The sequence below is a fragment of the Xaviernesmea oryzae genome, assembly GCF_900109605.1.
Lineage (GTDB): Bacteria > Pseudomonadota > Alphaproteobacteria > Rhizobiales > Rhizobiaceae > Xaviernesmea > Xaviernesmea oryzae.
The window spans coordinates 373,325-398,643 of the sequence record NZ_FOAM01000003.1 but is presented as its reverse complement, the minus strand read 5'-3'; the positions used below and the strand labels follow the sequence as shown (position 1 = coordinate 398,643).

Here is a 25,319-nt window from a genome sequence, read left to right as displayed (position 1 = left end):
AGTTCGTCCAAAGTCGTTTCGCCATGGGCCGACATCCGCTCGCGGACCCAGTCACCATGGGCCATAAGCTTCCCACCACCAGGCGGGTGGCCCTGCTTGGCCGCGGCCAGAGAACCGGATGACCGATGCAGCATCATCATATTGTTGACGAACCGAGGCGAAACCCGGAAATGCCGAGCGGCTTCACGGTTGCTATGCCCTTCATTCACAAACGCAACGACACGCTCACGCAACTCGATCGGATGCGGCTTGCCCATGGTGCATCTCCTTCCATGGGCAAAGTGAATCACAGAGCAAGACAAACTGGAACCATGAATCAGGTTTACAGCGACACGCTTTAGCCCTGTTCGAGGCCGCTCCCGGTGCGCAGGCTCTGGCCGACGTCATTTTTGCGCGGGACAACGAAAAAGGGCGGCCCTTGCGGGACCGCCCTCCAACTGAACCGGATGGATCAGTGTCACCAGCCGTTTGGCTGATCACATCATGTCCATGCCGCCCATTCCGCCCATGCCGCCCGGCATCGCCGGAGCGTCCTTCTTCGGCAGTTCTGCGATCATGGCTTCCGTCGTGATCAGCAGCGAAGCAACCGAAGCGGCGTTCTGCAGGGCGGTACGAACGACCTTGACCGGGTCGACGATGCCCATGGAGATCATGTCGCCAAACTCGCCGGTCTGGGCGTTGTAGCCGTAGTTGTCGTCGTTCTTGTCGAGGATCTTGCCGACGATGATCGAGGCTTCGTCACCGGCATTGTCAGCGATCTGGCGAACCAGCGACTGCAGCGACTTGCGCACGATGTTGATGCCGGCTTCCTGGTCGTCGTTCTCGCCCTTGGCCGTGATCTTGCTCGAGGAGCGCAGCAGGGCAACGCCACCGCCGGGAACGATGCCTTCCTGAACGGCCGCGCGGGTTGCGTTCAGAGCGTCGTCGATGCGGTCCTTGCGTTCCTTGACTTCGACTTCGGTCGCACCACCGACGCGGATGACGGCAACACCGCCAGCGAGCTTGGCCAGGCGTTCCTGCAGCTTTTCGCGGTCGTAGTCGGAGCTGGTTTCTTCGATCTGGGCCTTGATCTGTGCAACGCGGCCTTCGATGTCGGACTTCTGGCCGCTACCATCGACGATCGTGGTGTTTTCCTTGGAGATCGAAACCTTCTTCGCACGGCCGAGCATGTCGAGCGTGACGTTTTCGAGCTTGATGCCGAGATCTTCGGAGATGACGGTGCCGCCCGTGAGGATGGCGATGTCTTCCAGCATGGCCTTGCGGCGATCGCCGAAGCCCGGAGCCTTGACGGCAGCGATCTTCAGGCCGCCACGCAGCTTGTTGACGACGAGCGTGGCGAGTGCTTCGCCTTCGACGTCTTCAGCGATGATGAGGAGCGGCTTGCCGGTCTGAACGACGGCTTCCAGAACCGGGAGCATCGCCTGCAGGTTGGAGAGCTTCTTCTCGTGCAGCAGGATGAAGGCGTCTTCCAGATCCGCAACCATCTTTTCCGGATTGGTCACGAAGTAGGGCGAGAGGTAGCCGCGGTCGAACTGCATGCCTTCGACGACTTCGAGTTCGGTCTCGGCAGTCTTGGCTTCTTCAACCGTGATGACGCCTTCGTTGCCGACCTTCTGCATGGCTTCGGCGATATCGGCGCCGACCTGCTTGTCGCCATTGGCGGAGATGGTGCCGACCTGGGCAACTTCTTCCGAGGTGGAGATCTTCTTGGCCTTGGCCTGGAGATCCTTCACGACTTCCGAAACGGCGAGATCGATGCCGCGCTTCAGGTCCATCGGGTTCATGCCGGCGGCAACGGCCTTGTTGCCTTCGCGAACGATCGCCTGGGCGAGAACGGTCGCGGTCGTGGTGCCGTCACCAGCGATGTCGTTGGTCTTCGAAGCAACTTCGCGGACCATCTGGGCGCCCATGTTCTCGAACTTGTCGTCCAGTTCGATTTCCTTGGCGACCGATACACCGTCCTTGGTGATGCGCGGAGCGCCGAAGGACTTGTCGATGACGACGTTGCGGCCCTTGGGACCGAGGGTGACCTTTACGGCGTCAGCGAGAATGTCGACGCCGCGCAGCATCTTTTCGCGCGCGCCGCGGCCGAACTTTACTTCTTTAGCTGCCATGTCTCAAACTCCTGGTTTGAATGCTGGAGAAATCCAGCGTCTCAAGCAATGCGATGTCGGACCAATCCGAAATCAGGCAAAATCCGAAATCAGGCAATGACGCCCATGATGTCGGATTCTTTCATGATCAGCAGGTCTTCGCCGTTGAGCTTGACCTCGGTGCCAGACCACTTGCCGAACAGGATGCGGTCGCCAGCCTTGACGTCCAGCGGGACGACCTTGCCGGACTCGTCACGCGCGCCGGAGCCGACGGCGACGATTTCGCCTTCCTGCGGCTTTTCCTTGGCGGTGTCGGGGATGATGATGCCGCCCTTGGTCTTGGCTTCGGACTCGACGCGACGAACGACGACGCGGTCGTGCAGCGGGCGGAAGTTGGTGCTTGTCATTGTCTGTTTCCTCGATCAAATGACGTGCGGATCGCGCAGATGGGACCCGCGATGAACTGTTAGCACTCACCCTCGGGGAGTGCCAGCAACGTCGAGATAATGATCCGTCCAGCGTGAGTCAAGAACCGCCACCGGACGAGGCTTGCAAATTTTTTGTGACTTTTTGGCGTCTTGCCTGGCGATGCGTTGCGGTGAGCCATGGCAAAAGCCTGGGCCTGAGGGCCGAATGGCTGGCTGCGGACTGCGCAAAAATGCCGACCGCACGCGCTCGCCCGCCCTTGGCGCTTGTGTTTTGCGCTGAGCCTTGCCATGAACCGATCACCCTTTTCGCCGATCGTAAAGACGCCATGCCCTCCCGGATTTCTGAGTTTCGTGATATTTCCGCCCGCTACGACGTCGTGCTCTGCGATGTCTGGGGCGTTCTGCACAATGGTGTCGAGGCGTTTCGCCCGGCCTGCGAGGCGCTGGTCGCCGCGCGGGCGCGCGGCGCGACCGTGGTACTGATCACCAATTCGCCACGGCCGTCGCCCGGTGTCATCGCACAGATCCGGGGGCTCGGCGTGCCCGATGATGCGTATGACCGCATCGTCACCTCGGGCGACGTGACGCGGACGCTGATTTCGGCGGCCCCCAAGAAGGTCTATTTCATCGGCTCGGAGCGCGACCTGCCCCTGATCGAAGGGCTTGGCGTGCAGATGGTGGCGAGCGACGATGCGGAGGCGATCATCTGCGCCGGCTTTTTCGATGACGAGAGCGAGACGCCGGAAGACTATCGGGCAACGCTCCTGCCGGCGGCCAAGCGCAAGCTGCCGATGATCTGCGCCAATCCCGATCTCGTGGTCGAGCGCGGCCACCGGCTCATTCCCTGCGCCGGCGCCATCGCCAAGCTCTATACGGAGTTGGGTGGGGAAAGCCGCATTGCCGGCAAGCCGCACCAGCCGATCTATCGCGCGGCGCTGACGGAAGCCAAGGCGATCCGCGGCGCCCTCGACCGGGCGCGTGTGCTGGCGGTCGGCGATGGCATGCCGACCGATGTGCGCGGCGCGATCGATTTCGGTCTGGACCTGCTCTACATCAGCGCCGGTATCCATGCGAAAGACTACATGGTCGGCGAAAAAACCGACGAAACCAAGCTGAACGCCTTTCTGAAGGCAGAGGGAGCATCGCCGAAATGGTGGATGCCACGGCTCGCATGACGACAACAATCTTTCACCGCAACGAGACCCGCCAGCCTCTGCCCGACGACCTGAAGGGCGGGGTGATCGCCATCGGCAATTTCGACGGCGTGCATCGCGGTCACCAGGCGGTTCTGGAACGGGCGCTGAAGGAGGCCGAAGTGCGCGGCGTCAAGGCGCTGGTGCTGACCTTCGAGCCGCATCCGCGCAGCGTCTTCAAGCCCGAACAGCCGGTCTTCCGCCTGACCGAGGCGCCGCTGAAGGCCCGGCTGTTGGAAGCCATGGGCTTTGCCTGCGTCATCGAATATCCCTTCGACCGCTCCTTCTCCGAGCTATCGGCCGGCGATTTCGTCCGCCAAGTCCTCATCGACTGGCTGCATGCCGGCCATGTCGTCACCGGCTTCGATTTTCATTTCGGCAAAGGGCGCGAAGGCGGCCCGGCCTTCCTGATGCAGGCGGGCGAGGCCGAGGGGTTCGGTGTCACGCTGGTCGATGCCTTCCGCGACGAAAATGCCGAAGTCATCTCCTCAAGCCGGATCCGCAGCCTCCTGAAATCAGGCGATGTCATCGAGGCGGCCGGCCTGCTCGGCTACCGTTTCACCGTCGAGGCCGAGGTGATCCATGGCAAGCAGCTCGGCCGCACGCTCGGCTATCCCACGGCCAATATGCGGCTCGACCCGGCGACGGAATTGAAGAACGGCATTTATGCCGTGCGCTTCCGCGAGGCCGACGGCACGCTGCATGATGGTGTCGCGAGCTTCGGCAACCGGCCGACCGTCACCCAGGCTGGCGAAGCCCTGTTGGAAACCTTCCTGTTCGACTGGTCGGGCGACCTTTACGGCAAAGTTGCTTCCGTCAGCTTCTTCGGTCATCTCCGCGACGAGCTGAAATTCTCCGGCCTCGATCCGCTGGTCGCCCAGATGCGCCAGGACGAGGCGGAAGCGCGCGCATTGCTGTCCGGCGTCACGCCGCTGAGCGGGATCGATGCGGCCCTGTGTTTTTGACTGCGCTATAACGGCCGGCGGCAGTGTCCCCTCAATCAGCTTCTGAGCGCGCGCCCCTTCCTTTTCGCTTGGAAACGCCTTAGAGAGGGCGATCATGACCATCGGCGCCCGGCAGACCCTGTTTCGAATTACCGGCCCGGCCTTCCGCCCGCGCTTCGCGGCTTGAGCGAAGCGCCGGAAGGGCCGGGTTTTCGTGCGCCGCCCGATGCCGCCTGTCAGGCGTTCAAGGGCTGGCCGCGCCGTCCTGTCATCTCCCCTTCGTCCACCGCGCCGGCGCTCTTGCCGCGCAGCCAGATCTGTCCGAGCAAACACCCATGACCGAATCCGCCGAGACGACCCTCGATTATTCCAAGACGCTCTATCTGCCCGAAACCGAATTTCCCATGCGCGCCGGCCTGCCGCAGAAGGAGCCGGAGATCGCCAAGCGCTGGCAGGAGATGGACCTCTACAAGCGCCTGCGGGCGTCGGCCGCCGGCCGGCCGAAATTCGTGCTGCATGATGGCCCGCCCTATGCCAACGGCAACATCCATATCGGCCATGCGCTGAACAAGGTGCTGAAGGACGTCATCACCCGCTCCTTTCAGATGCGTGGGCGCGATGCCAATTACGTGCCCGGCTGGGACTGCCACGGTCTGCCGATCGAATGGAAGATCGAGGAGAAATACCGCGCCGCCGGCAAGAACAAGGACGAGGTGCCGGTCAACGAATTCCGCAAGGAGTGCCGCGAGTTCGCGCAAGGCTGGATCGACATCCAGTCGGCCGAGTTCCGCCGTCTGGGCATCGAGGGTGATTTCGAGCGGCCCTATACGACCATGAACTTCCATGCCGAGAGCCGTATCGCCGGCGAGCTTCTGAAGCTCGCCGTCAGCGGCCAGCTCTATCGTGGCTCCAAGCCGATCATGTGGTCGGTGGTCGAGCGCACGGCACTGGCGGAAGCGGAAGTCGAATATCACGAGGTCGAGAGCGACACGATCTGGGTGAAGTTCCCGGTCATGCCGGCGCAGCCGGCCCCAGATGCGGATGCCGCCGCTAGCGCGCGCCCCGCTTCGACCTTCTATCCCGATATCGAAGACGCCTCCGTCGTCATCTGGACCACGACGCCCTGGACCATTCCCGGCAACCGGGCGATCTCCTTCTCCTCGCGTATCGAATATGGCCTCTATGAGGTGACCGAGGCTGCTAATGATTTCGGGCCGCAGCCGGGCGAAAAACTGATCTTCGCCAAGAAGCTGGCGGGCGATTGCGCCGCCAAGGCCAAGGTGACGCTGAACCTGTTGCGCGATGTCGCCGGCGATGAACTTTCCGCCATCGCCTGCGCCCATCCGCTGGCTTCGCTCGGCTATAGCTTCCAGGTTCCGCTGCTCGATGGCGATCACGTCACCGACGATGCGGGCACGGGCTTCGTCCATACCGCGCCCGGCCATGGCCGCGAGGACTTCGATGCCTGGATGGCCGCCGCAAACACGCTGCGCAGCCGCGGCATCGACACCAAGATCCCCTTCACCGTCGATGATGCCGGCTTCTACACCGACGAGGCGCCCGGCTTCGGCCCTTCGGCAGAGGGCGGCGCGGCCCGCGTGATGGACGACAACGGCAAGAAGGGCGACGCCAACAAGCGGGTGACGGAGGCGCTGATCGCTGCCAACAACCTGTTTGCCCGTGGCCGGATCAAGCATGACTATCCGCATAGCTGGCGCTCGAAGAAGCCGGTGATCTTCCGCAACACGCCGCAATGGTTCGTCTATATGGACAAGGACCTCGGCGACGGCACGACGCTGCGTTCGCGCGCGCTCAAGGCCATCGACGACACGCGCTTCGTGCCGGCCGCCGGCCAGAACCGCTTGCGCGCCATGATCGAGCAGCGGCCGGACTGGGTGCTGTCGCGTCAGCGCGCCTGGGGCGTACCGATCTGCGTCTTTGCCGACAAGGCTGGCACCGTCCTGAAGGACGAGGCGGTGAACGCCCGCATCCTCGAAGCCTTCGAGAAGGAAGGGGCCGATGCCTGGTTCGCGGCGGGCGCCAAGGAGCGCTTCCTCGGCAACGAACATGATGCCGAGCAGTGGACCATGGTCACCGACATTCTCGATGTCTGGTTCGATTCGGGCTCGACCCACACCTTCACGCTGGAAGACCGTCCGGACCTGAAATGGCCTGCCGATGTCTATCTGGAGGGCTCCGACCAGCATCGCGGCTGGTTCCATTCCTCACTGCTCGAAAGCTGCGCCACGCGCGGCCGTGCGCCCTATGACGCCGTGGTCACCCATGGCTTCATCATGGACGAGAAGGGCGAGAAAATGTCCAAGTCCAAGGGCAATGTCACCGCGCCCCAGGACATCATGAAGGACGCCGGCGCCGATATCCTCCGCCTCTGGGTGATGAGTTCCGACTATGCGGAGGATCTGCGCGTCGGCAAGACCATCATCCAGACCAATATCGACGCCTATCGCAAGATCCGCAACACGATTCGCTGGATGCTCGGCACGCTCGCCCATGATGGCGGCGAGGAGATCGCCTATGCCGATCTGCCCGAACTCGAGAGGCTGATGCTGCATCGCCTGTCGGAACTCGACCAGCTGGTGCGCGAGGCCTATGACGGTTTCGACTTCAAGCGCATCACCCGTGCCTTGACCGATTTCGCCAATGTCGAGCTGTCGGCCTTTTATTTCGACGTGCGCAAGGACACGCTCTATTGCGATGCGCCGTCGAGCCTGAAGCGCCGCGCCGCGCTCTATGTCATCCGCAAGCTGTTCGATTGCCTGGTGCTCTGGTTCGCGCCGATGATGCCGTTCACCACGGAAGAGGCCTGGCGCTCGCGCGATCCGCAGGCCGAATCCGTGCATCTCGAACAGTTCCCGACGATCCCGGCCGAATGGCGCGATGCGGAGCTTGCGGAAAAATGGCGCAAGGTTCGTATCGTGCGCCGTGCCGTGACCGGCGCGCTGGAGATCGAGCGCAAGGACAAGCGCATCGGCTCCTCGCTCGAGGCGGCGCCTGTCGTTCACATCGCCGATCCCGAACTGATGGCGGCCCTCGAGGGTCTCGATTTCGCCGAGATCTGCATCACCTCGGATATCGAGATCGTTTCGGGCGAGGGGCCGGAGGGGAGCTTCCGCCTGGAGGACGGCACCAAGGTGGCGGTCGAGCCGAAGCTTGCCGAAGGCACGCGCTGCGCCCGCTCCTGGAAGGTGACCCGGGATGTCGGCTCTGACCCGGCCTTTCCCGACGTGTCGGCCCGCGATGCGGCGGCCTTGCGCGAACTCGGCTACGCCAAGGCTTAAACAGCTTGCGCCTGCCGCGTCCTCAAAGGGTGCGGCAGGCGTTCTGTTAACAGAACCCTAAGCCCGTTGATTGCGCCTGCGCCGCCCTTGCGCTAAGAGACGAGCGGGCTTGCCTGGCGCCTTGAACGGGGTGCTGGGTGGCAAAAGAGGCGGTTGCCTGAAAATCGGCGGATTTGTCCGTCAGGGCAATCGCATCTAAGGCAATTCAGGGCTGCACTTGTGCGCGTCAGCGCGCTTGCGCCGCAGGCCGATGGGATTTTGGCGTCTCATGACGCCGAGATGTCATGGCAGAGGCAAGAGCATATCCAGCCGCGCACCCGGTGTCGCGGACCTGGAGCAGGGTATCGAGGCCAGGCGATCTGCGGACGTGCGGCCCGGGCGGCCGAATGGCATTCTTGGCGCATCATGGGCGATGCGTGACGCCTCATCGAAGGCGCTTGGCGGGAAGGATAGGCATGGAAATTTCGCGACAGATGCGCAGTGGAACTGCCGCGCTGGCCTTGCTGGCAAGCGGACTGGTTCTGTCCGGCTGCGTCGGCGGCCCGACCTATGGCACCGACAAGACGGCCGGCGAGCATCTCATGGACGATCTCGGCAATGTCGTCAGCATGGAAGGCCAAAAGCCGAAGAACCTGAAATATCAGCCGCGCCCTGGCCTGGTCATGCCGCCGTCCTCGCAGAAGACGGCGCTGGTCCAGCCGCAGACGTCGCTCGCCTCCAAGGACAATCCGCAGTGGTTGGAATCGCCGGAGGAAACCCGGCAGCGTCTGCGCGACGAGGCAACGGAAAACGCCAATAGCTCCACCTACGTCTCCCCGCTCGCCAAGTCCTCGGCCAATAGCAAGGCGCTGACGGCGGAAGAGCAGCAGGCCGCCTATCGCGAAGCCCGCCGCACGCAGATGGGCGCCTATTCCGACAAGCGCCGTTTCCTCAGCGACCCGCCGCTGGCCTATCGCGCCGTATCCGAAGACCAGATCAACGATCTGGGAGAGCCCGAGCAGGACAAGGAGCGCCGCCGCAAGAAGGAAGCCGAAGTGGACGGCACCGGCCGCAAGTGGTGGCAGGTCTTCTGATTTTGTAAGAACATGGCCCGTATGCAGCGCTGCATACGGGCTTTTTTATCCGTTGCGGGCCACACAGGTGTTGATCGCATGATTCCCGCCGCCGGTCCCGGCGCCCTGTTTCATTCCCGCCTTTTCAAGATTTGCTTCATGTCACCAACGCTTCGCCTCGCCACCCGTGCCGATTGCGCAACGATCCTGCATTTCATCCGTGAGCTCGCTGTCTATGAGAAGGCCGGCCACGAGGTCGAGGCGACCGAGGACAGCATCGCCGAGGCACTCTTCGGAGAGGGCTCGGTCGCCCGCGCGATCCTGGCGGAGGTCGATGGCGCGCCGGTCGGCTTTGCCGTCTGGTTCTATTCATTCTCGACCTGGCAGGCGAAGAAGGGCCTCTATCTGGAGGATCTCTATGTCTCCCCGCAGGCGCGTGGAGCGGGAGCCGGGCGTGCCATGCTGCGCTATCTCGCCAGCCTCGCCATCGAAGAGGGCTGCGGCCGGTTCGAATGGAGCGTGCTCGATTGGAACGAGCCGGCGATCCGCGTTTATCGCGGCATTGGCGCGGAGCCGCTGGACGAATGGACGCGCTATCGCCTGTCCGGCGCAGCACTCGAGGCCTTTGCCAAGGGTTAACGCATGATGCCGGGGTCTGTGCTGGCGCATGGGCTCGCGAAAGCCGCAACCGCCGCCTGAGGCCCTCCATGACCCCGATCAAAATCGAGAGCATCACCAAGTCCTTTCATGGCGAAACAGCGGTGGATGCCGTTTCGCTCGATCTGGCGAGCGGATCCTTCACGGCACTGCTCGGTCCTTCCGGCTGCGGCAAGACCACGCTCCTGCGGCTGATTGCCGGCTTCGAGCGGCCGGATGCCGGACGGATCCTTTTCAATGAGCGGACCATAAGCGATGCCCGAGCCGTGGTGCCGCCGGAGGAGCGCAATGTCGGCGTCGTCTTCCAGTCCTATGCGCTCTGGCCGCATCTTTCCGTTGCGGGCAATGTCGCCTATCCCCTGAAGATGCGCGGTGTCGGCAGCGCCGAGATCGAGCGGCGGGTGGCCGAAGCGCTGGCCACGGTCGAGCTCGGCGGCTTTGACGCGCGCGATACGGCGGATCTGTCCGGCGGCCAGCGGCAGCGCGTGGCGCTGGCCCGATGCCTTGTCGCCGAAGCCGATGTCATCGTCTTCGATGAGCCGCTGGCCAATCTCGACGTGCACCTGCGCGCCGCGATGCTGGAAACCTTCCGCCAGGTTCACCGCGCGACCGGACGGACAATCGTCTATGTCACGCATGATCAGGCCGAGGCGCTGGCCTTGGCCGATAGGGTCGCGGTGATGGACCACGGAAAGCTCTTGCAGTTCTCCACGCCCGAGATGCTTTATCGTGCGCCCGCAACAGGCATGGTGGCCCGCTTCATCGGCCGTGGCGGCGTGATCTCAGCCGAGGTCACGCCGAACGAACCCGGCCGAAGCCGCGTGATCTGCGGCCAGACCTCCTTTTTCGCCCGCAGCCAAGGCCAGCCGCAGGGGCCGGCGGATGTGCTTCTGCGGCCGGAGGCGCTGCGTCTGGTGGATGCAGGATCGGGTGGGATCGCCGGCCTTGTCAGGCGCTCGACCTATCACGGTCCGGCATATGAAATCGAAGTCGCCGTTGCTGGCGGCCGGCTGGTTGTCGATGCGCCTCATGCGCTTGCGTTGGGCTCGCCTGTCTCTGTCGCCGTGGACGATGCCTGGGTGGTGCCCGATCCAAAATCGTCCTGACGAAGGTCCTCAGCTGCCATCGACAAGGGCATGGACGAAGCCTGAGGCCGGTCTCAGCGCCAGGGCAGCACGCCTGGCGGCAGACGGCGGCCGAAGCGGTCTATCGCAGCGAGTGTGGCAATGACGACGGCGAGCGAGGTCACGGCAATGGCGGCGGCCTGCGTGCCGAGGCCGGCCTCTTCCAGGCTGAACAGCACGACCCCCAGCGTCTCATGGCGCGAGGACCAGAGCAGCGCGGAAACCGTCAGTTCGTTGAAGGCGCTCATGAAGACGAGCAGCGCCCCGGCGATCGCCGCGGGCAGGGTAAGCGGCGCGCTGATGGTGGCAAGCCGCGTCAGCGGGCGCGCGCCGCTAGCCGCCGCCGCCTCGTCCAGGGCCGGCGGAACCTGCGCGAGCGCGGTGCTGACCGGCTTGTTCGCCAGTGCCAGGAACCGCATGAGATAGGCGATCAGAATGATCCATGGCGTTGCATAAAGGCTGCCGATGAGCGGAAGCGGCTTTAAGAACAGGAGGATCGCCGCGATCGCCAGCACGATGCCGGGCAGCGCATAGGGCAGGTCGATCGCGCTATCGATCCATGCCGCTATCCGCTTCGGCCAGCGGCGCAGGAACCAGCTGAGCGGAATGGCGAAGCCGGCCAGCAGCAGTGCTGCGCTCGCCGACATGAGGAAGGAGTTGGTGAAGGCGCGCGTGGTCGATGCCTGGCGAAACAGCACCTCCGCATAATTGTCCAGCGTCACCGTCGCCGCGCTCAGCGGCACGCCGAAGGTCGGGATGAGCGAGGTGGCGACGAGCGCAAGGGCGGGCAGGCCGAGGATCAGCACCATGACCGCCCAAACGGAAATTCCCACTGGAAGCCGCCAGCGGCCAAGCGCGAGCTGCGCGGCAGGACCGGCCGTGACATGGCGTGTTTTCCGGCCCGTCGCGATCTTTTGCAGGCCGATTCCAGCGAGGGAGGCGAGTGCGACGATCAGTGACAGGGCCGCCACATCCGGCAGCACGTCCGGCCCGGCGCTGGAAAGCTTTTGGTAGATCAGCGTCGACAGCGTCAGATAGTTGACCGGCATGCCGAGCAAGGCGGGAATGCCGAAATTGCCGATGCCGGAGATAAAGGCCAGCGAGAAGCCTGCTGCCAGATAGGGCCGGAGGAGCGGCAGGATGATGGTGGCGAGAACCCGGTGCGGCCGCGCGCCGCTGGAGCGCGCGGCCTCCACGAGATCACGCGGCACTTGCGCCAGGCCGGCACGCAGCGTGATGAACACGATGGGCGCATGCTGCACGGCGTAGAGCAGGATGATGCCGCTGCGCCCAAGCATCGGATTTCGTGTGCCGGCGGCCGGAGCGAGATGGAGGAGCTGCAGCAGCGTGCTTGACGGTCCGAACAGATGCAGCCAGGCGATGGCGGTCACCTGCGGCGCGATCATCAGCGGCAGGATGATGCAATAGCCGAGCGCGCGGCGGCCCGGCACATCGGTCAGCGCGGCGGCCAGTGTGAGGGGCACGCCCAGGGCAAGCGCGGCAAAGGCGCCGAAGAACGCCGTATCCAGCGTATTCACCAGCGCCCTCCAGGCGGCCGGCCGGGCGATGCGGGCAAGACATCCGGCAAGATCGATCTCGCCGCCGGGCGCGAGGGCGACCAGAGCGAGACGGCCCATCGGCAGCAGCGTGAGCCCGGACACGATGACGAGGATCAAGGCCGCCAAAAGCTGCAGGCCGACCTCTTCTCGCGACCGAGCCGGGCCGCGCGCCGACTGCAGGGCTGGCATCAGGCGGGCAGGTGCAGGAGGGGCACGCAGGAGCCGGGCCGCCTCTTTACTGCGCCATCGCGTCGGCGAACGTGTCCTTGTTCGCCTTTTCCTCACTCAAAGCCTTGGCCGCATCGAAGGGCAGGACTTTGATGGAGGCGCGCGGCGGATAGCCGGCCGGCAGGGCCACATCGTTGCGCGCTGGGATATAGCCTTGGCTTACTTCAAGCGCCTGGCCCTCGGCCGACAGCAGGAAATCGACAAAGGCCTTGGCAGCCTCCGGGTTCTTCGCTGTCTTCAAAATCGCCACCGGCTCGGTCACGGCGGACACGCCTTCGGACGGGAAGACGAAATCGACAGGTGCGCCCTTGGCCTTTTCGCGGATCGCCATGAAATCGACGATCATGCCATAGAGCTTGTCTCCGCCCGAGACGGCTTTCAGAACATCGCCATTGCCGCCGCTCGCCTGCGCCTCGTTGGTCCCAAGCGCCTTGATATAGTCCCAGCCGCCGGGAAGGTTTTCGGTCAACGTCACCGTATGAATCAGCGCCGCGCCGGATGCGAGCGGGCTTGGCATGGCGATGAGCCCGCGCGCCCGCTTGTCCGTCAGATCCTGCCAGCTTTTGGGCACGAACGGGGCCTTGGCGTTATAAACGATGCCTGTCGTGATCAGCTTCGTCGAAAAATAGGTCTTGTCGCGGTCCGTGATCGCCGGGTCAAAGGCCTGGATGTCAGCTTGCGGATAGGCGAGCAGGCGGCCTTCCTTCTTCAAGCCCTCCATTGTCACCACATCGGCAATCAGCAGGAGATCGGCCTGGGGCTGACCAGCCTCGATTTCGGCACGCAGGCGGGCAAGGATCTTCGGCGTCCCGTCGCGCACCCATTCTACCTTGATGCCAGGATGCTTCGCCATGAAGGCGTCCGCTGTCTGCTGCGCATCGGTGTTCGGCTGGCTGGTGTAAAGGACAAGCTTGTCCTCTGCCGCAGCGGCGGGGGCGAAGGCAGCCGTGGCCATGAGCGAGGCGGCGGCAAGCGAAAGAAGAGAGCGCAGGATCATGGGGGTCTCGCTGTTGCTCAAGGCTAAGGCGAAGAAGAAACTCGAGCATGTGCGCACAGATTTAGGCAGCGCGGATGTCAGTCAGATGACAATCGCAAAGCTTTGTTTTCACGAGAAGAATTTTCACGTTTTGGCATATGCGCCGGCAGGTCTTGAGGGTCGACGTCCGCTCAGCGCCGCTGGCCGAAAAAATCGGTGAGCAGCCGGGCCGCGTCCTCCCCCGCGAGCCCGGAGTAGACCTCGGGCGCATGGTGGCAGGTGGCCTGCGCATAAAAGCGCGGACCATTGTCGACCGCGCCGCCCTTCACATCCTCCGCCCCATAATAAAGCCGCCGGATACGGGCAAAGGAGATTGCCGCCGCGCACATGGCGCAAGGCTCCAGCGTCACATAGAGATCGGCGCCATTGAGCCGCTCGGCATCGAGCACCCGTGCGGCCTGGCGGATCGCCTCGATCTCCGCATGGGCGGTGACATCGCGCTTTTCGCGCGTTCGGTTTCCGGCCTCGGCGATGATGCGTCCGTCCAGAACCACCACTGCGCCGACCGGCACCTCGCCGCGCTGTCCGGCCGCAAGGGCCTGCTGCAAGGCGCGATCCATGAAGCCGCTCCGCATGGCGATGAATTTCCTCTTAACCCGCCGGTTGCGACCTGATAGGAGAGCATCAAACGATAGGCAACACAAATGACAAAGAATGATAAGCCGCAGCGCCCGGGCGGCAAGCCCACCGGCGCGCGCGGGCCCTCGGGCAGCAAATTCAGCAAGAAGCCCGGCGACAAGCCAGCTGGTTTCAAAGGCGGTGGTTTCAAGAGCGGCGGCTTCAAGGCGAAGGCCGATGGCGACCGCAGCTATGGCGACAAGAGCCAAGGCGACCGGAGCCAGGGTGACAAGGCTGCCGGCTTAAAGCCGCGCGCCAAATCCGCCGGCGCGTCAGCCGACAGGGGCGAGCGCCCGGCCGGCAAGTCCGCTGCCGTCAAGTCTGCCGCTCGTCCCGCGACGGGCCGCAGCAAGGATGCCGCCCGCGTCGGCAGCGCCGAGGGCGCCCGTGTCGGCGCCGAAGAGCCCAAGCGCATTTCCAAGGTGCTGGCGCGTGCAGGCGTCGCCTCCCGCCGGGATATCGAGCGCATGATCATGGAAGGCCGCGTGCGGCTGAACGGCGTGGTGCTCGAAACGCCCGTGGTCAATGTCACCCTCTCCGACGAGATCGAGGTGGATGGCCAGCCGGTGCGCGGGCCGGAGCGGACCCGGCTGTGGATCTACCACAAGCCTGCCGGCCTGGTGACGACCAATTCCGATCCGGAAGGCCGGCCCACCGTGTTCGACCGTCTGCCGGACGACCTGCCGCGTGTTCTGTCGATCGGCCGTCTCGACATCAACACCGAAGGCCTGTTGCTGCTGACCAATGACGGCGGCCTTGCCCGGGTGCTGGAACTGCCGACCACGGGCTGGCTGCGCCGCTACCGCGTGCGCGCCCATGGCACGATCGAACAGGCGCAGCTCGACACGCTGAAGGACGGTATCGCCGTCGATGGCGTGCTCTACGGCGCGATCGAGGCGACGCTGGACAAGGTCCAAGGCTCGAATGTCTGGATCAGCATGGGCCTGCGCGAAGGCAAGAACCGCGAGATCAAGAACGTGCTCGGCGCGCTCGGCCTGGATGTCAACCGGCTGATCCGTGTCTCCTATGGCCCGTTCCAGCTCGGCGATCTGCCCGAGGGCGCCGTTCAGGAAATTCGCGGCCGCACGCTGCGCGACCAGCTCGGCCCCAGGCTGATCGAGGATGCAAAGGCCAATTTCGAGGCGCCGCTTTTTGACCATGGCGCGCCGGAGAAGGCCGAAAAGGCCGAGCCGGAGAACACGCGGTGGGAAAAGCCGGTGGAGCGGCGCGAGCGTCTGCTTGCCCGTCTCGACACCAAGCCGCGCACGCAAGGGCGCGGTCCACAGGGGCGGGGCCGGGACAGCCGTGGCGACGAGGGCCGTGATGGAGACAAGCCGCCGCGCAAGCCCAAGCGCGAACCCTTGAGCTCAACCCGGCGCTCCAATGTCTGGATGGCGCCCGGTGCGCGTCCGGTCACGGAAAAGGGTGGGGATGAGGGTGGCGCCGACAAGCCGCTGCGCCGTGACGATATCCCGCGCGGCAAGCGCTTTGGCCGCACGGCCGATGGCGGCAAGTCCGCCGGCACCCGCAAGTTCGATCCCGACAGCAAGGGTTCCACGGGTTTTTCTGACCGCCGGCCGCCGGCTGGTCCACGCGTGCTCAAGGCACGCGACGACGAGGGCGAATGGATTCGCGCCGAAAACAAGCCCGGTGATGACGATTTCGGCGGGCGTGGCCGAGGCCGCGACGGCGGTGGGCCGCGCGGCGAGCGTTCGCCGCGCGATTCCGGTGATCGTGAGCGCCCGAACCGTGGCTTCCGCGGTGGTGGTGGACGCGATGGCGGCGGCCGTGACGGTGGCGGCGAACGAAAAGGGCGGTCCTTCGGCGACAAGTCCTTTGGCGACCGTTCCGGCGGTGACAGGTCCGGTGGCGCTCGTACAGGCGGCGACCGGCCCTTTGGCAATCGCGGCGCAGGCAAGCCGGGCGGAAATTTTGGCGGCGAGGGCGGCAAGCCGCGTTCAGCCACGCAGAAGCCTTTCGGCCGCAAGAGCGATGGCGCTCCGGGCGGCAAGCCCTTTGGTGGCAAACCGAGCGGCGGCAAGTCCTTTGGCGGCAAACCGGGCGGTGGAAAGCCAGGGGGCGGAAAGCCCGGTGGCCGTTCCGGTGGCGGAGGCTCGTTCGGCGGCAGGCCGGGTGGCGCCCCGCGCGGCCGCAAGGGCTAAGCGCGATGCGGATCGTCGGCGGCACGTTTCGTGGCCGCGCGCTGGAGGCGCCGAGGACGGATGCGATTCGTCCCACCTCCGACCGCACGCGCGAAAGCCTCTTCAACATCCTCGCCCATGCCTATCCCGAGGCGATCGACGGCACGCGTATGCTGGAGCTCTTCGCAGGCACCGGCGCGGTGGGGCTGGAGGCGATCTCGCGCGGCTGCCGCTATGCCCATTTCGTGGAGCTCAGCGCCGAGGGGCGCGGGCTTCTGCGCACCAATGTCGAGGCCCTGGGCCTGACGGGCCATACCCGCATCTATCGTCGGGATGCCACCGACCTTGGTCCGATCGGCACGCTGGAGCCTTTCGATTTTGTCTTCGCCGATCCGCCTTACGGAAAGGGGCTCGGTGAAAAGGCGCTCGGTGCCGCGCTGAAAGGCGGCTGGCTGGTCGAGGGCGCGCTGGCGATCCTCGAAGAGCACGCCGATGTTACCCCGATCCTGCCGGAGCCCTTCCGGGCGCTGGAGGTTCGCACCTTCGGCGATACTCGTATGCATTTCTATCGTTTCGGCTCGGCTTGAATGAAGCGATGCCGCCAAGCTCAGGCGGTAAGGAGCTCAAGCCGGATCGTTTGTGATGAGCAGCGGCATTGACAATCGCCTCATGCCGGGTCCTCCTCCCTCCATGAGCATCGTCGAAAAGGCTTGCCCGGTCGTCTACAGACGGCGTGGAGGCAAGATCGAGCTTCTCGCCTTCTGCCATCCACTGGCCGGCAAGCAGTTCGTCAAGGGAACCATCGAGCCCGGCGAGGCGCCCCTGCGCGCAGCGGCAAGGGAGCTTTGGGAGGAAAGCGGACTGACGATGCAGTCCGATCCCATCGATCTCGGCACCTGCAGAATCATCAATTGCAATACTCTGTGGCACGTCTTCGCGTGGCGGGCGGATGATCTGCCGGAAGCTTGGCACCATGACACTCAGGATGATGGCGGTCAGCGTTTTTCCTTCTTCTGGCACCCTCTGGAGAGCCAGCTTGATGACGACTGGCATCCGATCTTCCATGAGGCCTATGCCTTCATCGCATTGCGCCTGCCTAGGGGTTGATGCCCTTCTTGAAAAGAACCATCGTCCTCTCTGGCTTGATTGAACCGCTGCAGCAGAAGGATCGCCACCATGCATGACGCTGCGCATCTGCAGCCAAGGCCTGCAGAGGGTGTGAATTCACCGGCTCCCCGCATCGGCCTTGCCTTCGGCGGCGGTGGGGCACGGGGGCTTGCGCATATTCACGTGATCGAGGCGCTGGACGAGATGGGGATTAAGCCCTTCATCATCGCGGGCTCCTCCATCGGCGCGATCATGGGGGCGGCCATGGCTGCGGGCATGCGCGGCGCCGAGATCCGCGAGGTGGCGCTGGCCACCGTCGGTCGGCGGGCGGATGTCATTGCCCGTCTCTGGCGGCTCAGACCCACCAGCTTTGCCGAGATGATGAGCGGGACTTTCGGTCTCGGGCCCTACTCGCTCGAACGCGTGCTTGAAGGCTTTCTGCCGGAGACCATCCCGCGCCGTTTCGAGGATCTGGCGATCCCTCTGATCGTCGTCGCCACGGATTACTATGCGCAAACGGAAATCGGTCTCACCAAAGGCGATCTTCGTCAGGCCATTGCCGCCTCTGCCGCCATTCCGGGCGTGTTTCAGCCGGTGCGCGTCGAGGGCCGCGTGATGATCGATGGCGGCATCGTCAATCCCGTTCCCTTCGATCAGCTCACGGATAAGGCAGAAATCGTCATCGGCGTAGATGTCGTTGGCGGGCCGGAGGGCGATGGCACCACCGTGCCCGGCCGCATGGACGTCATGTTCGGCGCGACGCAGCTGATGATGCAGGCGATCATCGGCATGAAGAGCCGCGCCGCGCCGCCGACCTTCATGGTGCGCCCTGACGTCGGACGGTTTCGTGTGCTGGATTTCCTGAAAGCCCAGGAGATTCTCACCCGCACGGCGCCGGCAAAGGACAGCGTCAAGCGGGCGCTGGAGGAGGCGCTACGCGCGCGGGGCGGCAGCGCCTGACGGGCTGGCGTCGAGCAGCAGGTCTGTCTTCTACTCCCCGGCAGCGCGGGCGACGGCGGCGGCGATTTCTTCGTCCGGTCCCAGCGTGGATGCCGCCTCGCGCTTCGGCTTGATCAGCGGCTCCGGCTTCACAGGCTTGAAAAGCAGCATGTGGCGGCCGGCCGTGATGCCGTCCACGGCCTGAAGTGCCAGCCGTTCCTCGTCGCGCCGACGGATGTCATCGCCGATCGATTGCGCCTGCGACTCGCTGACGCCAAGGCCTTCCAGCGTGCGGCGCCCGAAGAGCAGCCCGGATTCGAAGGTCTCGCGCAGCTCATAATCGACGCCGCGCGCGCGCAGCGACAGCGTGTGCAGCCGGTCATAGGCGCGGGCATAAATGCGGGCGTTGGGAAATTCCGCCTGCACGAGGTCGATGATCTTGTCGGTCATCTCCACCTGATGGGTACAGATCGCGACGATCTTCGCTCGTTCGATGCCGGCGGCGCGAAGGACGTCGCTGCGCGTCCCGTCGCCGAAATAGATGCGGAAGCCGAAGCTTGCCGCCTGCTGCACGCGGGCCGCCGAATGATCGATCACCGTCACCTCGCGGCCGCCGGCCAGCAGGATCTGCGCGGCGATCTGGCCGAAGCGGGAGAAGCCGATCATCAGCACATCGGCGCCGGCTCCTTCGAAATCCTCTTCGATTTCCTCGTCTTCCTTGGCGGTGTCGGCCATCAGCACCCGGCTCAGCATGGCAGCAGCCGGCGTCAGTGCCATGGAAAGCGTGACCACGGCGACGAGGATCGAGGCATCCGTCTGGCTCATCACCCCGGCCGCCGCCGCAGCGCTGAACAGCACGAAGCCAAACTCTCCGCCCTGCGGCAAAAGAAGCCCGATGCGCACCGCATCATTATGCGACGAGCCGGTCATGCGGCACAGGCTGTAGAGAACCACCGCTTTGATCAGCATCAGGAGCGGCACCGACAGCACGATGAGCAGCGGATGCTCGATCAGCACTTCGATTTCGAGCGACAGGCCGACAGCCATGAAGAACAGGGCCAGCAGCAGCCCCCTGAAGGGCTCGATATCGGCCTCCAGCTCATGGCGATAGGACGATTCCGCCAGAAGCACGCCGGCGAGAAAGGCCCCCATTGCCATGGACATCCCGGCCATCTGCATCAGCGTGGCTGCGCCCAGCACGATCAAGAGCGCGGCGGCGATCATCACCTCACGCGCGCCGGTGCGCGCCAGAATCTGGAACAGCGGATTGATGAGATAGCGGCCGGCGGCCACCAGCACCAGAACCGCGCCGATGGCGACGGCGAAATCCTGATAAGGCGGCGTCGTATCCTCCGGCTTCTGCAGGGCCACCAGAGGGATCAGCGCCAGGAGCGGCACGATCGCCAGATCCTGCAGCAGCAGAACGGAAAAGGCGCGCTGGCCATAGCGCGTGTTGTTGTCGCCGTTCTCCTCCAGAATCTGCAGGGCAAAGGCGGTGGAGGAGAGCGCCAGGCCGAAGCCGGTGATGATGCTGCCCGACCAGGGAAAGAGGCCAACTTCGTAAATGATTGCTGACAAAAGGCCGCCGGTCACCAGAACCTGCGCCGTGCCGAGGCCGAAAATATCGCGCCGCATCTGCCAGAGCCGGCCGAGATTGAGTTCGAGCCCGATGACGAAGAGCAGGAAGACGACGCCGAGCTCGGCCACGCCGAGAATATCCTCGCCGCCCGAAATCAGATGCAGGAAGGGGCCGATGAGAATGCCGGCAGCGAGATAGCCGAGCACCGTGCCGAGGCCCAGCCGTTTGAAGATCGGCGCTGCGGCCACGGCGCCGCCAAGCAGCAGCAGGGCCTGCGAGGTGAGCGCGGGTGTGGTGGACATAAGGCTCCTCGGCATGTGTCTTTGAGGTCGAACTGGGCCAAGAGGCACCATGCGGCAGATCAAGATTGGGCAACCATGGTCTTGATGCCTATCCGTGCGCACAATAAATGGGAACCAGACCCGAATGAAAGGCGAAATCATGTCCGCAGAGATCGATTCCGGCGCGCTCGAAGCACGAGCGTCCGAACTGGTGGACCTTGCGCGCAAGGCCGGGGCCGACCAGGCGGATGCCGTGGTGGTGCGCGGCCGCTCCCGCTCGGTCTCGGTGCGGCTGGGAAAGGTGGAGGCGACCGAATCGTCGGAGAGCGACGATTTTTCGCTGCGGGTCTTCGTTGGCCGGCAGGTGGCCAGCGTGTCGGCCAATCCGGGTTTCGACCTGAAGATCCTGGCCGAGCGCGCGGTCGCCATGGCCAAGGCCTCGCCGGAGGATCCCTTTGCCGGGCTGGCAGAAGCCGAGCGGATCGCCAGGACCTATCCCGACCTTGAACTCTACGACCCGACCGAGGTCTCGGCCGAGGCCCTGAGCGAGGCGGCCTTGGAGGCGGAGGCGGCGGCGCTTGCCGTGCCTGGTGTCACCAATTCGAGCGGCGCCGGTGCGTCCTCGGGCGTCGGCGGCCTGGTGCTGGCCACATCTCACGGCTTTTCCGGCCACTATATGGGCACGCGCTTCGGCGTCTCCGTCAGCGCCATTGCCGGCGAAGGCACGAAGATGGAGCGCGATTACGATTATGACAGCAAGCTCTATCATGCCGAGCTGAAGGCGCCGGGCGATATCGGCCGCCGGGCCGGCGAGCGGGCGGTCAAGCGCCTGTCCCCGCGCCAGGTGCCGACACAGAAGAACCTCACCGTCGTCTTCGATCCGCGCATGGCGCGCGGACTTGCCAGCCAGATCGCCGGTGCCATCAATGGCGGTTCGGTAGCCCGCAAGACGACCTTCCTGCGCGACAAGATGGGCCAGCAGATCATGGCCTCCGGCATCCGCATCACCGACAATCCGCTCGTAGTGCGCGGCCCGGCGTCGCGTCCCTTCGATGGTGAAGGCGTTTCGGGCGGACCGCTGGTCATGGTCGAGGATGGCGTGCTGAACCATTGGTTCCTGTCGTCTGCCATCGGCCGTGAGCTCGGCCTTGCCACCAACGGCCGTGGCGTGCGGGGCGGACCGACCGTCGGCGCGGCCTCCACCAATTTCGCCATCGAGCCGGGCAAGGTCACGCCGGAGGATCTGATACGCTCCATCGGTACCGGCTTCTATGTGACCGAACTGATCGGCCAGGGTGTCAATCTGCTGACCGGTGAATATAGCCGGGGCGCAAGCGGCTTCTGGATCGAGAATGGCGAAATTGCCTATCCGGTCTCGGAGGTCACCATTGCCTCCAATCTCAAGGACATGCTGATGGCGATCACGCTCGCCAACGATGTCGATCGGTCCTTTGGGACCGCCGCCCCGACGCTCGCCATCGAGGGCATGACCCTAGCCGGCCGCTGACCGCGCGAGGCCTCGCCCGGACCTGCGCGCGAAACAGGAGCTGATGTCGAGGCGTTAGGCCGGTTGAGCGTATCCGCCGGGCCTTCACCTTGCTCAAGGCCTCGCATCACTTTGGAAAGGAGCGGCGGTGGACGATTCGCACATCAGCAGCGGCCTCGGAGGCGACCCCTGGAGCAACGATCTCGACCTCATCACCTCGGCGGCGCAGGCTGCCGGCGTCGCGGCGCTGGGCTTTTTCGGCGCCAACCCCAAGGTTCGCTTCAAGACCGAGGATCGCTCGCCCGTCAGCGAGGCGGACTACGCCGCCAACGACATCCTCAAGGACAGGCTCCTCGCGGCGCGGCCGAATTACGGCTGGCTGTCTGAAGAGACCGATGATGATCCGGCGCGGCTGCGCTGCGAGACCCTGTTCGTCGTGGACCCGATCGACGGCACGCGCGCCTTCATCGCCGGCCGCGACGTCTGGTGCGTCAGCGTCGCCGTTGTCCATCGCGGCCGGCCGGTGGCGGGCGTCCTGGTGGCGCCGGCGCTCAAGCAGATCTATCAGGCAACGCTGAGCGGGCCTGCCTTGCTGAACGGCGCACGGCTGGAGGGGGCCGCGGCCTCGGGCAAAGCGCAGCTCGATGTCGCGCTTGGGGAAGATCTTCTGAAAAAGATGGCGCTGCCGGCGCGCACTCTCATCCATCGGGTGTCGCATGTGCCCTCGCTCGCCTACCGCCTGGCGATGATTGCCGATGGCCGCATTGATGCCACGGTCGTCAAGAAGAACGCCCATGACTGGGACCTGGCGGCCGCCGACCTGATCCTGGCGCGAACCGGTGGAGCGCTCGTCGATATGAGCAGTGCACCGCTGATCTACAACCGACAAAGCGTGATGCATGGCATGCTGATGGCGGGGTCGAAGCACGCTCTTGCGGCGCTGGCCGATGCCGGGCTTGGGGACATGGAGGGCGATGGCACGCTCGGCCATTGACCTTTCTGCCGCAATGCCGCACATGACCTGTGACCTGAATGCCACATGGACGTTCTGATATGCCTCAATCCGAAAAGAAACAATTGTTGCACCTTGTCTTCGGCGGGGAGCTGACAACCCTGACGGAGATCGAGTTTCGCGATCTGTCGAAGCTCGATCTCGTCGGCATCTTCCCCAATTACGAGACGGCGCTGACGGCCTGGAAGGCGAAGGCGCAGCAAACGGTCGACAATGCGCATATGCGCTATTTCATCGTCCACATGCACCGTCTTCTGGATCCGGAAAAGGCTTGATGGGCCCCCGCCGCGCCGCCAGCCGGCCGGGCAGCTTCCGCCATGCCGCCCAGCGCCCGGCGGCATGGCGTTTCCGCGCCTTCGCGATCCTCGCTTTCTCCGGAGACCGGAACGGATGACCACCCGCCCTCTCGCGCGGCTGGCGCTCTCCACCTATCGCTGGGCCGGTGCGGCCGCCTATCCCTTCATGGGCGCCTATCTCGCCATGCGGGCGGCAAAGGGGCGCGAAGATTCCAAGCGTCGCGACGAGCGCTATGGGTTTGCCAGCCAGCCGCGTCCGCAAGGGCCGCTGGTCTGGTTTCATGCCGCCAGCGTCGGCGAGACCAATGCCGTCATTCCCCTGATCAAGGAGATCCAGGCGCGGGGCATCGGTGTCATCGTCACCACGGGCACCACCACCTCGGCCAAGCTGGTGAGCGAGCGACTGGATCCCGGCGTCATCCACCAATATGTGCCGCTGGACTTCAAGCCGGCGGTCAGCCGCTTTCTCGATTACTGGGAGCCGGATCTGGCGATCATCGCCGAATCGGAAATCTGGCCGATGACCATCGTCGAGCTCGGCCGGCGACATATTCCGCAGGTTTTGGTCAATGGCCGCCTCTCCGACCGCTCCTTTGCCCGGTGGAAGAAGCGGATGTGGCTTGCCGAAGCGTTGTTCGAACATCTGGCACTGGTCATTGCCCAGTCCGAGGTCGATGCCGAACGTTTTCGCGCGCTTGGCGCCTTGCCGGTGCTGGTGTCAGGCAATCTCAAGGTCGATACTGACCTGCCCCCCTTCGACGCCGGCTCGCTCAAGACCTACCGCCAGCAGCTCGGCAGCCGGCGCACCTGGGCGGCCATCTCCACCTTCGATGGCGAGGAAGCCGCGGCCGCTGCCGTTCATGCCGCGCTGAAGCCCCGTACCGATCTTCTCACCATCATCGTGCCCCGCCATCCCGACCGCTGCGACGCGCTGGAGGATATGCTGAACCAGCGTGGCCTGCGCGTGGCGCGCCGCACCCGCCGCGATCCCCTGAACGCGGATGTCGACGTCTTCCTCGGCGATACGATCGGCGAAATGGGCCTCTATCTCAGGCTGACGGATGTCGCCTTCGTCGGGCGCTCGTTGACCGCCGAGGGCGGGCAGAACCCGATCGAGCCGGCCATGCTCGGCTGTGCCATTCTCTCGGGCGGCAATGTCCAGAATTTTCGCGAGACCTATCAGATGCTGGCCAAGAACGGCAGCGCCAAGATCGTGCGCGATGTCGAGATGCTGGCCAAGGGCGTCAACTATCTGCTGGTCAACGAGGATGTGCGCCGGCAGATGATCGAAGCAGGGCAGCAGACGGTGCATGAAATGCGCGGCGCCTTGTCGGCAACGATCCGGGGGCTGGAGCCCTATATCAACCCCTTGAGCGTCAAAGCCCGGCTGCAGCCGCGCAGCGAGAGTTGACATAGCCTTGAAGGCGCAGGCGTGAGGACAGGCATGGCCATCGGCAAAGCGGGGGAGGGGATGGCGCGCACGCGGATTGCCGGCATCCTGTTCGACAAGGATGGCACGCTGCTCGACTATGCGAAAAGCTGGGTGCCAATCAATTACCGGATCGCCCGTCTTGCCGCGCGCGACGACCAGGCGCTGGCCGACCATCTGCTCACGGCTTGCGGCATGGACCCTTTCACCGGACACGTGACGCCCGACAGCCTACTGGCCGCCGGCAGCACACGCGAGATCGCCGAGGGCATGGTCGCTGCCGGCGCATCTTTCTCGCCGTATGCGCTGACCGCGCTTTTCGACGGCATGTTCAAGGAGGCGGCCGCCGCTGCCGTGCCCGTCACCGATCTCGCGCCGTTCTTCGCCGGGTTGAAAGCAGCGGGCTACAGGCTGGGCGTCGCCTCCTCCGACAACGAAGCCTCGATTCGCGAGACCGCGCGCCGCTTCGGCTTTGCCGGCGCTCTCGATTTTGTTGCCGGCTATGATTCCGGCCATGGCATCAAGCCGGAGCCGGGCATGGTGCTCGCTTTCTGCGCCGCCACCGGCCTCGCCCCAAAGGCCGTCGCGGTGGTGGGCGACAACAATCACGACCTGCATATGGGCCGCGCGGCGAGCGTGGGGCTGACGGTCGCTGTCCTGACTGGCACCGGATCGCCTGCTTCCCTTGCCGAGGCTAGCGACCATTGCCTTGACGATATCACCCAACTGCCGGCGCTGTTGGCGAGGCTGGCGTCTGATCCGAGTTAGAGCATCGGACCGAAGGATAGGAGCCACAGTCCGCGGCTCTGGTGGGCTAC

General features: G+C 64.7%; 21 protein-coding genes and 1 pseudogene. 15 read left to right on the top strand and 7 right to left on the bottom strand.

Going from position 1 to position 25,319, the window contains the following annotated elements; translation table 11 throughout:
- The 3 genes and pseudogenes from BMX61_RS05435 to groES all read right to left on the bottom strand — a co-directional run.
- Positions 1-257, bottom strand: a pseudogene (locus BMX61_RS05435) (IS630 family transposase); the annotation flags it as partial.
- Between the two features lie 219 nt (positions 258-476).
- The gene (gene groL / locus BMX61_RS05430; RefSeq protein WP_075629177.1) at positions 477-2,114 is read right to left on the bottom strand and encodes a chaperonin GroEL; all 1,638 of its coding nucleotides are present in this window, start codon (positions 2,112-2,114) and stop codon (positions 477-479) included.
- Positions 2,115-2,203: 89 nt separating this feature from the next.
- Entirely contained in the window at positions 2,204-2,500 is a 297-nt protein-coding gene (gene groES, locus BMX61_RS05425) for a co-chaperone GroES (protein ID WP_075629176.1), read from the bottom strand.
- A 347-nt stretch (positions 2,501-2,847) separates the two neighbouring features.
- On the opposite strand from groES, the gene BMX61_RS05420 reads away from it, so the two are divergent.
- The 6 genes from BMX61_RS05420 (at position 2,848) to BMX61_RS05395 (ending at position 10,772) form a co-directional block, all read left to right on the top strand.
- Positions 2,848-3,696: a TIGR01459 family HAD-type hydrolase gene (locus tag BMX61_RS05420; protein WP_075629175.1), complete on the top strand. Its 849-nt coding sequence runs from the start codon at positions 2,848-2,850 to the stop codon at positions 3,694-3,696.
- Positions 3,693-4,679, top strand: coding sequence for a bifunctional riboflavin kinase/FAD synthetase (locus tag BMX61_RS05415; RefSeq protein ID WP_075629251.1), 987 nt, complete (start codon positions 3,693-3,695; stop codon positions 4,677-4,679). The genes BMX61_RS05420 and BMX61_RS05415 overlap by 4 nt, the downstream gene beginning before the upstream one ends.
- 314 nt (positions 4,680-4,993) lie before the next feature.
- Entirely contained in the window at positions 4,994-7,957 is a 2,964-nt protein-coding gene (gene ileS, locus BMX61_RS05410; RefSeq protein ID WP_075629174.1) for an isoleucine--tRNA ligase, read from the top strand.
- Between the two features lie 455 nt (positions 7,958-8,412).
- Complete coding sequence (locus BMX61_RS05405; RefSeq protein WP_075629173.1) at positions 8,413-9,030, top strand: GPALPP1 family protein; 618 nt, start codon at positions 8,413-8,415, stop codon at positions 9,028-9,030.
- A gap of 138 nt (positions 9,031-9,168) precedes the next feature.
- The gene (locus BMX61_RS05400; protein ID WP_075629250.1) at positions 9,169-9,648 is read left to right on the top strand and encodes a GNAT family N-acetyltransferase; all 480 of its coding nucleotides are present in this window, start codon (positions 9,169-9,171) and stop codon (positions 9,646-9,648) included.
- A gap of 68 nt (positions 9,649-9,716) precedes the next feature.
- Positions 9,717-10,772, top strand: coding sequence for an ABC transporter ATP-binding protein (locus BMX61_RS05395; protein WP_075629172.1), 1,056 nt, complete (start codon positions 9,717-9,719; stop codon positions 10,770-10,772).
- Positions 10,773-10,825: 53 nt separating this feature from the next.
- Here BMX61_RS05395 and BMX61_RS05390 read toward each other — a convergent pair whose 3' ends face one another.
- The 3 genes from BMX61_RS05390 to BMX61_RS05380 all read right to left on the bottom strand — a co-directional run bounded on the left by BMX61_RS05390 (position 10,826) and on the right by BMX61_RS05380 (position 14,173).
- A complete protein-coding gene (locus BMX61_RS05390; RefSeq protein WP_083639585.1) occupies positions 10,826-12,538 on the bottom strand; it encodes an ABC transporter permease in 1,713 nt (570 codons plus the stop codon).
- 46 nt (positions 12,539-12,584) lie between these two features.
- Complete coding sequence (locus BMX61_RS05385; protein WP_075629248.1) at positions 12,585-13,568, bottom strand: ABC transporter substrate-binding protein; 984 nt, start codon at positions 13,566-13,568, stop codon at positions 12,585-12,587.
- 176 nt (positions 13,569-13,744) lie between these two features.
- Positions 13,745-14,173: a nucleoside deaminase gene (locus tag BMX61_RS05380; protein WP_407703740.1), complete on the bottom strand. Its 429-nt coding sequence runs from the start codon at positions 14,171-14,173 to the stop codon at positions 13,745-13,747.
- 84 nt (positions 14,174-14,257) lie between these two features.
- On the opposite strand from BMX61_RS05380, the gene BMX61_RS05375 reads away from it, so the two are divergent.
- The 4 genes from BMX61_RS05375 to BMX61_RS05360 all read left to right on the top strand — a co-directional run bounded on the left by BMX61_RS05375 (position 14,258) and on the right by BMX61_RS05360 (position 18,439).
- Positions 14,258-16,393 (top strand): pseudouridine synthase, encoded by a 2,136-nt coding sequence (locus tag BMX61_RS05375; protein WP_170854901.1) that lies wholly within the window; start codon positions 14,258-14,260, stop codon positions 16,391-16,393.
- 5 nt (positions 16,394-16,398) lie between these two features.
- A complete protein-coding gene (gene rsmD / locus BMX61_RS05370; RefSeq protein WP_075629171.1) occupies positions 16,399-16,959 on the top strand; it encodes a 16S rRNA (guanine(966)-N(2))-methyltransferase RsmD in 561 nt (186 codons plus the stop codon).
- A 55-nt stretch (positions 16,960-17,014) separates the two neighbouring features.
- Positions 17,015-17,479 carry an NUDIX hydrolase gene (locus BMX61_RS05365; RefSeq protein WP_210186266.1) on the top strand — a complete coding sequence of 155 codons (465 nt, stop codon included), beginning with the start codon at positions 17,015-17,017 and terminating at the stop codon, positions 17,477-17,479.
- A 69-nt stretch (positions 17,480-17,548) separates the two neighbouring features.
- Positions 17,549-18,439 carry a patatin-like phospholipase family protein gene (locus tag BMX61_RS05360; protein WP_075629170.1) on the top strand — a complete coding sequence of 297 codons (891 nt, stop codon included), beginning with the start codon at positions 17,549-17,551 and terminating at the stop codon, positions 18,437-18,439.
- Positions 18,440-18,469: 30 nt separating this feature from the next.
- On the opposite strand, the gene BMX61_RS05355 is transcribed toward BMX61_RS05360, so the two are convergent.
- A complete protein-coding gene (locus BMX61_RS05355) occupies positions 18,470-20,299 on the bottom strand; it encodes a monovalent cation:proton antiporter-2 (CPA2) family protein (RefSeq protein WP_075629169.1) in 1,830 nt (609 codons plus the stop codon).
- Positions 20,300-20,438: 139 nt separating this feature from the next.
- On the opposite strand from BMX61_RS05355, the gene BMX61_RS05350 reads away from it, so the two are divergent.
- From BMX61_RS05350 to BMX61_RS05330, 5 genes are all read left to right on the top strand, one after another.
- Complete coding sequence (locus BMX61_RS05350) at positions 20,439-21,785, top strand: TldD/PmbA family protein (RefSeq protein ID WP_075629245.1); 1,347 nt, start codon at positions 20,439-20,441, stop codon at positions 21,783-21,785.
- Positions 21,786-21,912: 127 nt separating this feature from the next.
- Positions 21,913-22,758 (top strand): 3'(2'),5'-bisphosphate nucleotidase CysQ, encoded by an 846-nt coding sequence (locus BMX61_RS05345; RefSeq protein ID WP_234794600.1) that lies wholly within the window; start codon positions 21,913-21,915, stop codon positions 22,756-22,758.
- 59 nt (positions 22,759-22,817) lie between these two features.
- Positions 22,818-23,051, top strand: coding sequence for a DUF4170 domain-containing protein (locus BMX61_RS05340; protein WP_075629168.1), 234 nt, complete (start codon positions 22,818-22,820; stop codon positions 23,049-23,051).
- Between the two features lie 115 nt (positions 23,052-23,166).
- A complete protein-coding gene (gene waaA / locus BMX61_RS05335; RefSeq protein ID WP_075629167.1) occupies positions 23,167-24,483 on the top strand; it encodes a lipid IV(A) 3-deoxy-D-manno-octulosonic acid transferase in 1,317 nt (438 codons plus the stop codon).
- A 33-nt stretch (positions 24,484-24,516) separates the two neighbouring features.
- The gene (locus BMX61_RS05330) at positions 24,517-25,269 is read left to right on the top strand and encodes an HAD family hydrolase (protein ID WP_407703739.1); all 753 of its coding nucleotides are present in this window, start codon (positions 24,517-24,519) and stop codon (positions 25,267-25,269) included.
- Positions 25,270-25,319: the final 50 nt, after the last annotated feature.